Annotated in this window: 10 protein-coding genes; 4 read left to right on the forward strand and 6 right to left on the reverse strand. The window is 67.7% G+C overall.

Annotated features, from left to right (window positions below):
• Window positions 1-254: 254 nt before the first annotated feature.
• The 3 genes from BBJ41_RS07980 (at window position 255) to BBJ41_RS07990 (ending at window position 3,436) form a co-directional block, all read left to right on the forward strand.
• A complete protein-coding gene (locus BBJ41_RS07980; protein WP_236872056.1) occupies window positions 255-1,784 on the forward strand; it encodes a TAXI family TRAP transporter solute-binding subunit in 1,530 nt (509 codons plus the stop codon).
• A complete protein-coding gene (locus BBJ41_RS07985) occupies window positions 1,781-2,419 on the forward strand; it encodes a DsbA family protein (protein WP_069746059.1) in 639 nt (212 codons plus the stop codon). Before BBJ41_RS07980 ends, BBJ41_RS07985 begins: the two co-directional genes overlap by 4 nt.
• 69 nt (window positions 2,420-2,488) lie before the next feature.
• Window positions 2,489-3,436, forward strand: coding sequence for a LysR family transcriptional regulator (locus tag BBJ41_RS07990; RefSeq protein WP_069746060.1), 948 nt, complete (start codon window positions 2,489-2,491; stop codon window positions 3,434-3,436).
• A gap of 28 nt (window positions 3,437-3,464) precedes the next feature.
• On the opposite strand, the gene BBJ41_RS07995 is transcribed toward BBJ41_RS07990, so the two are convergent.
• The 4 genes from BBJ41_RS07995 to xdhA all read right to left on the reverse strand — a co-directional run bounded on the left by BBJ41_RS07995 (window position 3,465) and on the right by xdhA (window position 8,515).
• Window positions 3,465-3,866, reverse strand: a complete 402-nt coding sequence (locus BBJ41_RS07995) for a nuclear transport factor 2 family protein (RefSeq protein WP_069746061.1) — start codon at window positions 3,864-3,866, stop codon at window positions 3,465-3,467.
• A gap of 97 nt (window positions 3,867-3,963) precedes the next feature.
• Window positions 3,964-4,581 (reverse strand): xanthine dehydrogenase accessory protein XdhC, encoded by a 618-nt coding sequence (gene xdhC, locus BBJ41_RS08000; protein ID WP_069747625.1) that lies wholly within the window; start codon window positions 4,579-4,581, stop codon window positions 3,964-3,966.
• A 1-nt stretch (window position 4,582) separates the two neighbouring features.
• Window positions 4,583-6,946 (reverse strand): xanthine dehydrogenase molybdopterin binding subunit, encoded by a 2,364-nt coding sequence (gene xdhB / locus BBJ41_RS08005; RefSeq protein WP_069746062.1) that lies wholly within the window; start codon window positions 6,944-6,946, stop codon window positions 4,583-4,585.
• An 18-nt stretch (window positions 6,947-6,964) separates the two neighbouring features.
• Window positions 6,965-8,515, reverse strand: coding sequence for a xanthine dehydrogenase small subunit (xdhA, locus tag BBJ41_RS08010; RefSeq protein WP_069746063.1), 1,551 nt, complete (start codon window positions 8,513-8,515; stop codon window positions 6,965-6,967).
• Between the two features lie 348 nt (window positions 8,516-8,863).
• Between xdhA and BBJ41_RS08015 the strand changes: the two genes are divergently transcribed.
• Complete coding sequence (locus tag BBJ41_RS08015; RefSeq protein ID WP_069746064.1) at window positions 8,864-10,078, forward strand: MFS transporter; 1,215 nt, start codon at window positions 8,864-8,866, stop codon at window positions 10,076-10,078.
• A 95-nt stretch (window positions 10,079-10,173) separates the two neighbouring features.
• Here BBJ41_RS08015 and BBJ41_RS40260 read toward each other — a convergent pair.
• Together BBJ41_RS40260 and BBJ41_RS08030 are read right to left on the reverse strand one after the other, a co-directional pair.
• Window positions 10,174-11,555 (reverse strand): IS3 family transposase gene (locus tag BBJ41_RS40260; protein WP_156814746.1). Its coding sequence is split into 2 segments (ribosomal slippage): window positions 10,174-11,075 and window positions 11,075-11,555, totalling 1,383 coding nucleotides; the frame shifts between segments, so codons are not numbered across the junction.
• 108 nt (window positions 11,556-11,663) lie between these two features.
• The gene (locus BBJ41_RS08030) at window positions 11,664-12,554 is read right to left on the reverse strand and encodes a DMT family transporter (RefSeq protein ID WP_069746065.1); all 891 of its coding nucleotides are present in this window, start codon (window positions 12,552-12,554) and stop codon (window positions 11,664-11,666) included.
• Between the last annotated feature and the right edge of the window lie 95 nt (window positions 12,555-12,649).

Consider the following 12,649-nt stretch of genomic DNA (forward strand, 5'->3'; position numbering starts at 1 on the left):
CGGCCGGACGCGCCCGGTCTCATTGCGTGCCGGGTCGCGCGCGAATCGGGCGCGGCTGCGTCGCACAATGTAATCCAGCGCCCGCGGAAGCGCAAAGCTTTTGACGCGGCGCCGCCCGCCGCTGTCGCCGGGCAGCCGCGCCACGGCGCCCGACTCGCGCAGGCGCGGCGAAACCGGGTACCATCGCCGCGAGAATCCGCATCGTCCGCGACGACCGTCACCGATGCGTCACGCCAGCGTCATCCGCCGATCCCATGAAGCCTGCCCGCCCTCGCCCGCCTCGCCGCATCCTCGCCCGCTTCGTCGCGGTGTCGTGGCGCGACCTCGCGCTGTCGATCGGCCCCACCGTGCTGCTCGCGGGAGCGGCCGTCTGGCTCGCGGTCAGGCTGATCCAGCCGGCGCCGCCGTCCACCCTCGTGATCTCGTCCGGGCCGCCCGGCAGCACGTACTGGAACGCCGCGCAGAAATACAAGGCCATCCTCGCGAAAAACGGCGTCACGCTCGACGTCGAATCGTCCGAAGGATCCGCGCAGAACCTCGCGCGGCTGTCGAACCCGGACGCGCCGGTCGACGTCGGCTTCGTGCAGAGCGGCATCGGCCCGAAGGAGCGCAGCGAACAACTCGTATCGCTCGGCAGCATCGGCTACGTGCCGCTCGCGATCATGTATCGCGGCCCGGTCGTCGCGCGCCTGTCCGACTTCAAGGGCAAGCGGCTCGCGCTCGGCGCGGAAGGCAGCGGCGCGCGCGAGCTGAGCCTCGCACTGCTGAAGATGAACGGCATCGTGCCCGGCGGTTCGACCCAACTGCTGCCGACCGCCGGCGAGGACGCTGCCACCGCGCTGCTCGACGGCAAGATCGACGCGGCGTTTCTGTCCGGCGACTCGACGCAGATCCCGGTGATGGCGAAACTGTTCCGCGCGCCCGGCGTGCACGTGTATTCGTTCACGCAGGCCGAAGCGTACGCGCGGCGCTTTCCGTACCTGACCGCGATCACGCTGCCGATGGGCGTCTACGATCTCGGCCAGAACCTGCCGCCCACCGACATCCATACGGTCGCGCCGACGATCGAGCTGGTCGCGCGCGATTCGCTGCACCCCGCGCTGTCCGACCTGCTGATCGAAGCCGCGCGCGAAGTGCACGGCCACGCGACGATCCTGCAGCATGCGGGCGAATTCCCGTCGCCCGTCACGCGCGGCTTCCCGCTGTCCGACGACGCGGCGCGCTACTACAAATCGGGCAAGACCTTCCTGTACCGGCGGCTGCCGTTCTGGGTCGCGAGCCTGGTCGACCGGCTGCTCGTCGTGATCGTGCCGCTGATCGTCGTGCTGATCCCCGGGCTGCGGCTCGTGCCGTCGCTGTACGGCTGGCGCGTACGCTCGCGCATCTATCGCTGGTACGGCGCGCTGATCGCGCTCGAGCGCAGCGCGCTCGGCGAGCACACGGCCGAGGAGCGCGTCCAGCTGCTCGACGAGCTCGACGACATCGAGGAAGCCGTGAACCGGATGAAGATGCCGCTCGCCTACGCCGGGCAGTTCTACGTGCTGCGCGAGCACATCGGCTTCGTGCGCGAACGGCTCACCTCGCACGACCACGACGCGCCGGCGGGCCCGTCCGGCGCCAACGGCCCGCCGCAGGCGCATGCCGATGCCGCGCCGCCGGCCGGCGATCCCCCCGGGCGACTCCCGGTTCCGCGTAAGCGGACGATCCGCGATCATTGCTGCAAGCACGTACCGCCGCGTACCATGGAGGCCGCCGTACGCCCCACCCTCTGGAGATCGTCATGACAACCGGCCTCGACACCGCCCAGCCCGCCTGGTTCTTCGACTTCGTGTCGCCGTTCTCCTATCTGCTGCTCGAACAGCATGACAAGTGGCCGGACGTGCCGTTCGAACCCGTCGCCGTGTCGCTCATCGACCTGCAGCGCCACTGGGGGCAACGCCCGGGCGCCGACGTGCCGGCCAAGCGCATATTCACGTACCGTCACGCGCTGTTCCGCGCGGAGCAGCTCGGCATCCGCTTCAAGATGCCGCCCGCGCATCCGTTCGATTCCGACAAGGTGCTGCGCCTCGCGATCGCGCTGCGCGCCGACATCGCGACCGTGCTGGACATGTTCCGCTTCATCTGGCGCGACGGCAACGATCCGTCGACGCCGGACGGTTTCGCGGCGCTGTGCGAACGCGTCGGCGTCGGCCACGGCGACGAACTGATCGAATTCGAGGAGACGAGCGCGCAGCTCGCCCGCAACAACGCCGATGCGATCGCGCTCGGCGTGTTCGGCGTGCCGACGTTCTGGATGAACCAGCAGCTGTTCTGGGGCGAGGATGCGCTGCCGATGGTGCTGTACTGCGCGCGCACGCCGAACTGGCTCGAATCGCGCGAGGTCACGCGGATCAGCGCGCTGCCCAAGGGTCGTGCGTGATGGCCGGTATCACGCACGTCAACGCCAGGCTGCGGTAAGGTTACGCTTCCCCCGAATCACCCCGCACCGATGGAAGACGACGACCGTACCGCCTCGCTCGACATCTGGCTCGTGCGCGTATTGCGCACGCTGCTGCTCGAGCGCAGCGTCACGCAGGCCGCGCTGCGGCTCAACCAGACCCAGCCCGCGATCAGCACCGCGCTGCGCAAGCTGCGCGAGACGCTGAACGACCCGATTCTCGTGCGCGGCAAATCCGGGATGGTGCCGACCGAATACGGCGCATCGCTGCTCGAAGCCGCGCAGCGCGCGCTGCGCGAGGTCGACTTCATCGCGACGCCGCACGGCGACTTCGACCCGTCGTCCGCACGGCGCACGTTCCGCGTCGCCGCGCCCGACTACCTGAACGATTTCTTCATGCCGACGCTGATCGAGCGCTTTCGCGACGCGGCGCCGCATGCGCACCTGGAAATCGATTCGCTGAATCCCGCGCTCGACCACGCGGGCGCGCTCGAATCGGGCGCGCTCGATCTCGTGATCGGCAACTGGCCGAAGCCCGACCCGCAGTTCGCGCGCCAGGACCTGTTCTCCGACACGATCGTGTGCCTGATGCGCGACGCGCATCCGCTCTCGCGCGCGCCGCTCACGCGCGAAGCGTATGCGTCGGCCGCGCACGTCGCGCCGACGCCGTACACCGGCGACAAGCGCAACGCGATCGAGATCGGCCTCGCACGCGCGCGCCTCACACGGCGCATCGTGACGACGCTGCCGTACTTCGGGATCGTGCCGCAGGTGCTGCTGCAGTCGGACCTGATCTTCACGACGACGCGCCGCTTCGCGACGCACTATGCGCAGTTGCTGCCGCTCGTCGTCGTCACGCCGCCCGTGCCGTTCCCGCGCATCAAGAGCTACCTGCTCACGCATCCGCAGCCCGACCGCCCCACCGACATCGCGTGGCTGTGCGCGCTGATGCAGAGCGTGTCCGACGAGCTGACGGTCGCGCGCACCCGCAAGCGCTGACAGACGTGCCGATACGCGGCGCGGCCGCTCAGGCCGTGCAGAACGTTTCCTGCAGATGGGCCCAGCGCACGACGCCCGCCGCGTCGCGCTCGAACACGGCGGTCGCGCGGCGCGCGGGCAGCTCGCCCGACGCCGCGTGCTGCGCTTCGAGATAGGTGATCACCGCGTGCGATGCGTCGGCCGCGAGCACGCGGGTTTCCGACAGCGTGATGCGCAGCCCCGGCTTCGCGCCGGCGAGCTTCGCGAACAGCGCGCGCGTGCCGTCGCGGTCGACCACGCGGCCGTCGGTCAGGATCATCGTGAAACCGGCGGAGAACGGCGCAAGCAGCGCGTCGAGCGCCGCGGGTGCGGTGTCGACGCCGGACAGCCAGCGCTCGATGGCGACGAGGCTCGTATCGAGCGCGTCGAGATAAACCGGATGATCGGACATGGTGCATGCACGGTAAGGCGCGGCCCGATGCCGCGCGCTGCCGTGCAGTGTATGCAAAAACGCGCGGCCGTGCGCCGGCCGCACGGCCCGCGTGACGTTACCGCGCGCAGGACACGTCGTCGCGCGCGTGCCCCGACGCGGCCGCCTTCGCATCGGCCACCGGCATGCCCGAGCGCGCCTGCAGCAGCTCCGCGCACACGGCCACCGCGATCGCGCCCGGCGCCTTGTCGACGATGCCGGCGACGCCGATCGGGCACACCATTTCTACGAGCCGCGCCGGATCGACGCCGCGCGCAGCGAGCCGGCGCTCGAACTTCACGCGCTTGGTGCGCGAGCCGATCATCCCGAAGTACGCATAGTCACGCCGCCGCATGATCTGCGCGGCGAGCGAGAAGTCGAGCGCGTGGTTGTGCGTCATCACGAGGAAGTACGCGCCGGGCGGCGCCGCGTCGACCACGGCTTCCGGCGTGTCGGTCGGCTCCGGCTGCACGTTCGGCGGACATTCGTCCGGGAACAGCTCGTCGCGCGTGTCGACCCACTGCACGACGCACGGCAGCGCGCCGAGCAGCGTGACGAGCGCATGACCGACGTGCCCGGCGCCGAACAGCACGATGTGCATCGGCGGTGGCGCGCCGGCCGCGCGGTTGCGCTGGCCGGTACCCTGCGCGAACGTCGGGTTCGACGCGGCGCGAAGCGAGCGTGCGGGTCCGTTCATGTCAGCCTGCCTGGCCCGCGCGAGCCGCGCGCACTGCACTCACCGCGCGCAGGATCGACTCGCCGGTGGCCGGCGCGTCGAGCGGCGGGTTCACCTTGTAATCGCCGACCGCCGCGACCGCGTCGCGCACCGCGAAGAACACCGAGAACGGCAGCAGCAGCGGCGGTTCGCCGACGGCCTTCGAACGGTGAATGCTGTCCTCCACGTTGCGGTTCTTGAACAGCAGCACGTTGAATTCGGGCGGCGTGTCGTTGACGGTCGGGATCTTGTACGTGGACGGCGCATGCGTCATCAGCTTGCCGCCCTTGTTCCACCACAGCTCCTCGGTCGTGAGCCAGCCCATCCCCTGGATGAACGCGCCTTCGACCTGGCCGACGTCGAGCGCCGGGTTCAGCGATGCGCCCACGTCGTGCAGCGCATCGACGCGCAGCGTGCGCATCTCGCCGGTCAGCGTGTCGATCACGACTTCCGATACGGCCGCGCCGTACGAGTAGTAGTAGAACGGCCGGCCCTGCAGCTTCGACTGATCCCAGTACAACTTCGGCGTTGCGTAGAAACCGTCGGACCAGAGCTGCACCCGCGCGAGGTACGCCTTCGAGATCACTTCGCCGAACGGCACGCTGTTGCCGCCGACCCACACGAAGTCGTTGCCGAACTTCACGTCGGCCGCATCGACCTTGCCGTCGCCGTACTGCTTCGCCGCGAACACCGCGAGCCGCTCGCGCAACTGGCGCGCCGCATCCTGCGCGGCCTTGCCGTTCAGGTCGGAGCCCGTCGACGCAGCCGTCGCGGACGTGTTCGCGACCTTGCTCGTGTCGGTCGCGGTCACGCGGATCCGGCCGAAGCGGATGCCGAGCTCGTGCGCGACGACCTGCGCGACCTTCGTGTTCAGCCCCTGCCCCATCTCCGTGCCGCCGTGGTTCACGAGCACCGAGCCGTCGGTGTAGATGTGCACCAGCGCGCCGGCCTGGTTGAAGTGCGTGACGTTGAACGCGATCCCGAACTTCACCGGCGTGATTGCGATGCCCTTCTTCAGCACCGTGTTGCGCGCGTTGAATTCGCGCACGCCCGCGCGCCGCGCGCGGTAGTCGCTCGTCGTCTCGAGTTCGCCGAGCAGCTCCTGCAGCACGTTGTCCTCGACCGTCTGCCCGTACGGCGTCACGTTGCGTTCGGTCTTGCCGTACAGGTTCGCGTAGCGGACGTCGAGCGGATCGCGGTCGAGCGAGCGAGCGACGTCGTCGAGGATGTACTCGATCGCGAAGGCGCCCTGCGGGCCGCCGAAGCCGCGGAACGCGGTGTTCGACTGCGTGTTGGTCTTGCCACAGTAGCCGGCGATGTCGACGTCGCCCAGCCAGTACGCGTTGTCGAAGTGGCACACCGCGCGCGTCATCACCGGGCCCGACAGGTCGGCCGAGAAGCCGCAGCGCGACGTCATGTCGAGCGCCACGCCGTCGATGCGGCCGTCGTCGTCGTAGCCGACGTCGAAGCGGTAATGGAAGTCGTGCCGCTTGCCGGTGATCATCATGTCGTCGTCGCGGTCCGGACGCAGCTTCACCGGGCACAGCAGCTTCCACGCGGCGAGCGCCGCGCAGCACGCGAACAGGCCCGACTGCGATTCCTTGCCGCCGAACCCGCCGCCCATCCGGCGGCATTCGACGAGCACGTTGTGCGACGCGACGCCGAGCACGTGCGCGACGAGGTGCTGCATTTCGCTCGGGTGCTGCGTCGAGCAGTACACGTGCATGCCGTCGTCGTCCTTCGGCACGGCGTACGCGATCTGTCCTTCGAGATAGAACTGCTCCTGGCCGCCGAGCAGCATCTCGCCCGACTCGCGGTGCGGCGCGGCAGCGAGCCGCCCGGCCGCGTCGCCGCGCGCGAGCTTCAGCGGCGGGATCACGTAGGTTTCGGCCTGGCGCGCTTCCTGCGCGGTCAGGATCGCGGGCAGCTCCTCGTAGTCGACCTGCGCGCGGCGCGCGGCGAGCCGCGCGGTTTCATGCGACGTCGCGACGACGATGAACATCGGCTGGCCGACGAACTGCACGATGCCCTTCGCGAGCACCGGGTCGTCGTGGATGATCGGGCCGCAATCGTTGACGCCCGGGATGTCGTCGGCCGTGAACACGGCGACCACGCCCGGCGTCGCGCGCACCGCGTCGAAGTTCATCGACACGATCTTCGCGTGCGGCTTCGCCGACAATCCGAGCGCCGCGTGCAGCGTGCCGGCGACGACCGGGATGTCGTCGGTGTAGGTGGCGCGCCCGCTCACGTGCAGGTGGGCGGATTCATGCGCGCGCGATACGTGCACCTCCGCAGCGTCGGCTTGCGGGTCGAGGGTGCTCAGGAACGGCTCTGCTTGCTGGTTCATGTTCGGTGTTCTCCGTCTTCAGACGCGCGCCGCGTCGGTGCCGATTTCGGCGGCCACTTCACGCACATTCAGGGCTTGCGGCGGCAGCGGGTCGTGCGGGCGCGTCTCCAGCCAGAATCGGTACATCAGGTTCTTCGCGGTATCGAGGCGATACGTGCTCGTCGCGCGCATGTCGGACAGCGGCTGGTAGTCACGCTCGAGCGCCTGCATCGCGGCCTGCGCGGTGGCTTCGTGCCACAACGCGCCGTCGAGCACGGCTTCCGTTTGCGCTGCGCGCTTCGGCGTCGCGGCCATCCCGCCGAACGCGATGCGCGGCTCGCGGATCGTGTCGCCGTCCGCGATGAACGCGAACGCCGCGCACACGGCCGAAATGTCGGAGTCGAACCGCTTCGACAGCTTGTACGTGCGGAATTGCAGATTCGCGCGTGCGCCGGTGCGGGTCGGCACCTTCAGGCCGACGACGAATTCGTGCGGCGCCATGTCCTTCTGCTGGTAGCCCGTGTAGAGCGCCTCGAGCGGCAGCTCGCGCACCGTATCGCCGCCGCGCAGCACGACGCGCGCGCCGAGCGCGATCAGGCCCGGCATCGAGTCGCCGATCGGCGAGCCGTTCGCGACGTTGCCGCCGATCGTGCCCGCGTTGCGGATCGGCAGCGACGCGAAGCGCTTCCACATCTCGGTCAGTTCCGGATACGTGCCGGCCAGCGCCGCATAGGCCTTCTCGACCGTCACGCCCGCGCCGATCTCGATCCAGTCGCCGCGCTCCGCGAGGCGCTGCAATTCGGCGATCTGGCCGACGTAGATCAGGTCGTCGAGCCGGCGCATCTGCTTGGTGACCCACAGGCCGATGTCGGTGCTGCCCGCGAGGATGCGTGCGTCGGGCCGCTCGGCCTTCAGTGCGGCCAGCGCGTCGAGCGTGCGCGGCGCAGCGAAACGCGCGCCGTTGACCGTCGTGTAGTCGAACGTGTCGTCGCGCTTGAGCGACGCGAGCGTGCGGGCGAGCGCAGCCGTATCGACCGGCGCCGACGGCGCCGGCGCATCGAACATCTGCACGGCCGCATCGACGATCGGGCGGTAGCCGGTGCAGCGGCACAGGTTGCCCGTCAGCGCATCGGCGATCTCGGTGCGCGTCGGCACGTCCTTCGCCTTCGCGCACGTGCCGGCGCTCGCGCAACCTTCGTGGCCGTGCTTCTCGTACAGCGCCCACATCGACATCACGAAGCCGGGCGTGCAGAACCCGCATTGCGAACCGTGGCAGTCGACCATCGCCTGCTGAACCGGGTGCAGCCCGCCATCCGGCTGGCGCAGGTCCTCGACCGTCAGCAGCGCCTTGCCGTCGAGCGTCGGCAGGAACTGGATGCATGCGTTGACGGCCTTGAACTCGACCGCGCCGGTGTCGGTCAGCTCGCCGACGACGACCGTGCACGCGCCGCAGTCGCCTTCCGCGCAGCCTTCCTTGGTGCCGGTGCAATGCGCGTCCTCGCGCAGGTACTGCAGCACGGTGCGGGTGACGTCCGCGCCGCTGACTTCGCGGATCGCGTGACGATGGTAGAAGCGGATCGGCTCACTCATGTCTCTATGATTCTTCAAATGGGGGCAAGGCGGCCTGCGCGGAGCGCTCGACCGACGTTTTTCTGACAGTTTGCACGCTATCACCATCAAATTCCGCAACCCATAGCCCATCACGCATGGGGCCCATATAACTGCCGCGATATGAGCGCCGGGGCCGCCCGGCGCCCTTTCCGGACGGCGCTCCGCGGGCCGTTCCGGCGTGCCCGCGCCGATCGTTCAAGTCCGAAAACGGGTCGGAATTAACTAAATGGTACCTGCGTGAAAACCGGTTCCATGGGAAAATCCCGATTCCGTTTTTCGCCGCCGTCCGTTCCGTATCGTTCCGTTACGCTCATTCGTTCCGACCCCATGTCAACCGACTCCGTCACACCGCCGCGCAGCGGGTTCGCGGTCACGCTGCAAATCGTGTCCGTCGTCTGCTTCACGTTCATCTGCTACCTGACCATCGGCCTGCCGCTCGCGGTGCTGCCGGGTTTCGTCCATGACGACCTCGGTTTTTCCGCGATCGTCGCGGGCGGTGCGATCAGCGTCCAGTATTTCGCGACGCTCGCGTCGCGGCCGCTCGCCGGGCGCTTCGCCGATACGCTCGGCCCGAAGCAGACGGTGCTGCGCGGGCTGGTTGGCTGCGGCGTGTCGGGCGTGCTGCTGCTCGTCGCGCTGCTGCTCGCGCACTGGCCGGTCGCGAGCCTCGTGCTGCTGGTCGCGAGCCGGCTCGTGCTGGGCGTCGGCGAAAGCCTGTGCGGCACCGGCGCGATCCTGTGGGGCATCGGACGGGTCGGCGTCGCGCACAACGCGAAGGTGATCTCGTGGAACGGCATTGCGACGTACGGCGCGCTCGCGCTCGGCGCGCCGGTGGGCGTCGCGATCGCGCATACGCTGAACCCGGCGCTGATCGGCGTGATCGTGATCGCGCTCGCCGCGATCGGCTTCTACCTCGCACGCCTGATCGACGCCGTGCCGCTCGTGCACGGCGAACGGATGTCGTACGCGAGCGTGTTCACGCGCGTGCTGCCGCACGGCCTCGGCCTCGCACTCGGCTCGGCCGGCTTCGGCTCGATCGCGACCTTCGTCACGCTGTACTACGCGGCGCGCCACTGGCCAAACGCCGCGCTGTCGCTGACCGTGTTCGGCACGCTGTTCATCGGCGCGCGCCTGCTGTTCGCGAACACGATCAAGACCTATGGCGGCTTCCGCGTCGCGATCGTGTCGTTCGCGTTCGAATGTTCGGGCCTCGTGCTGCTGTGGCTCGCGCCCGTGCCGCACGTCGCGCTCGTCGGCGCCGCGCTGACGGGCTTCGGCTTCGCGCTGATCTTCCCGGCGCTCGGCGTCGAGGCCGTCGCGCTCGTGCCGGCTGCCAGCCGCGGCGCGGCATTGTCCGCGTACTCGGTGTTCCTCGATCTGTCGCTCGGCATCACGGGCCCGCTCGCCGGCTATATCGCGGGCGCGTTCGGCTATCCGCAGGTGTTCCTGTTCGCGGCGGCCGCTGCTGCTGCGGGCGTCGCGCTGTCGATGGTGCTGTACCAGCGGCAGGCGCGTGTCGCCGGGAGCGGCGCGGCTGCCTGACCTCGCCGTCCGGCAGGCGATGGCAGAGGCCACCGCCCCAAAAGAAAACGCCCGCATCGTGAACTGACCCCACAAAGTTGGACAGTTTAAGAAGGCTAGGCGCCCAAGGGCTGAGTTCTGTATTGAACGGGACTCAGCCCTTTTAGTTTGAGCTTGATGCGATCGTGGTTGTAGTAATGGATGTAGCGATCCAACGCATCGCGTAACTGTTCGACGCTAGCAAAGCGTTGCAGCCTGTAGCACTCTGACTTGAGCGTACCGAAGAAGCTCTCCATCGCGGCGTTGTCCAAGCAGTTGCCTTTGCGTGACATGCTCTGCGTCAACGCGTGCTGGCCAAGCAGCCGACGATACGCTGGCATCTGATACTGCCAGCCCTGATCCGAATGCAGCAGCGGTCGATCCTTGCGTCCAAGCTTGGTCAGCGCCTTCTTCAGCATACGGCTGACCATCTCGAAGCTTGGCCGTCGATCCATCTGATAGGCGACGATCTCCCCGTTGTACAGATCCATCACTGGCGACAGGTACAGCTTCTGGCCACCGACGTTGAACTCAGTCACGTCGGTTACCCATTTCTGATTCGGGCGCTCGACATCGAACTTGCGCTGCAGCAGATTAGGCGCGACACGACCAACTTCGCCTCGCCAGGAGCGGTATTTCTTTGGGCGCACCAAGGACTTCAGTCGCAATTGTCCCATCAGTCGTTGCACGGTCTTATGGTTGATCGCGTGTCCTGCCTGCCGGATTGTGGCGGTGATTCGCCGATAGCCGTAACGACCTTGGTGATGCTCGTACACGGTCCGGATCCTGGCTTTGAGATCGGCATGTCGATCACCGGCATCCAGCACCTTCAACTGATAGTAGAACGTGCTGCGCGCCAGATCTGCTGCTTTCAGAAGGGCTGCTATCGGATGGCATTGCCTGAGCTCGCGCACTATTTGCGCTTTTTCTTTGGCGCTGCTTGCTCCTTTGATCGCAGCAGCGCATCGAGCTTTTTTAGGTACGCCACCTCCGCACGCAGATATTCGTTCTCTTTGAGCAGGTCGTCGCGTGAGAGCGTGTCCGGCGTGCGTGCCTCATCGGGCTGCAGCGGGAACTCCGGTTTCATGTCTGGTTCAGGCTTCATGCTGGGCGGGCGTCCTCGTCGGCGAGGCTTCAGAGCATCTATACCGCCGTCATGATACAAGCGCACCCAAGTTGCCACGGTTCGGTCACCACGAATGTTGAATAGTGTCGCGACCTCGCGATACGAAAGCTCATCGCGCCACATACGCTGTAAAACCGAAAGCTTGAACTGCTCATCATAGTGGCTGTATTTCTTACTCAGTCCGGCAACGCCGTGCTCACGATACCGGGCGACCCACCGGTGCACTAGCGTATAGCTCAGGCCGTATCGCTTGCCCAACGCCTTCACTCCAGCGTTGCCGGCAAGGTACTCGTCTACGATTTGCCGCTTGAACTGCTCGTTGTACTTCGTCATGAAAAAACACCCCAAAGGTTGGATCGATGTCCAACTTTTGGGGTGCAGTTCATCGCGCGGGCGTTTTTTTATCCAGTGGCCGTTACGACGGCCGCGCCGGTCAGCCGGTCAGGCGGTGCGGAGAAACAGCCGGCGCGTCAGGTCGAACGCGACGAGATTGCCGGCCACCACGAGCAGCAGCCCGATCACCGCGAGCAGTGACCACTGGTAGCCCTCGAACACCGTCGACACGGCCAGCGCGACGATCGGGAACAGCACCGTGCAGTATGCGGCGCGCTCCGGCCCGATGCGGCCGACGAGGGTCAGGTACGCGGTGAAGCCGATCACGGAGCCCGGTATGGCCAGGTAGACGAGCGCACCGAGATAGCGCGGATTCGGGTCGATCGTGAACGGCAGCCCGGCCACCGCGCTGCCGACGGTCAGGATCGCCGCGCCGATCAGCATCGCCCAGCCGTTGGTCGCGAGCGGATGCAGCCCCATCGACTGCATCCGGCTCGACAGCAGGTTGCCGGCCGAGAAGCACATCGTGCCTGCGAACGCGATCGCGAGGCCCGTCCAGGTCGCGTGGTCGTCGAGATGGCCGGCCATCTGCTGCCAGAACAGGCATGCGATGCCGGTCAGGCCGAGCAGCGCGCCGGCGATCGCCGTCGGCCGCAGCGGGCGGCCCATGAACAGCCGGCCGTTGATCGAGTTCAGCAGCGGTGCGGTCGAGAAGATCACCGCGACGAGACCGCTCGGCACGACCTGCTCCGCGTAGTAGAAGCACAGGAAGTTCAGGCAGAACAGCGCGAAGCCCTGCGCGACGAGGAAGCGCCACGCTTCGCGCGGCGGGCGGATCGGCCGGCGCATCACGCGCAGCAGCGCGAACAGCACGGCGGCCGCGAGCCAGAAGCGCCACGCGATCGATACGGGCGGCGGCACGGCGCCGAGCTGCCACTTGATCGCGATCCAGGTGGTCCCCCAGATCAATACGGTGACGAAATAAAGCGACAGGTTCATGGCGGCAACGTCCGGAAATCGGGTGAAACGGAACTCCGACTATGCCGCCGCGCGATGCGTGCCGATTGTCCGGAATTGCGGTCTTTTTCGGGACG

This window comes from Burkholderia stabilis (assembly GCF_001742165.1).
Lineage (GTDB): Bacteria > Pseudomonadota > Gammaproteobacteria > Burkholderiales > Burkholderiaceae > Burkholderia > Burkholderia stabilis.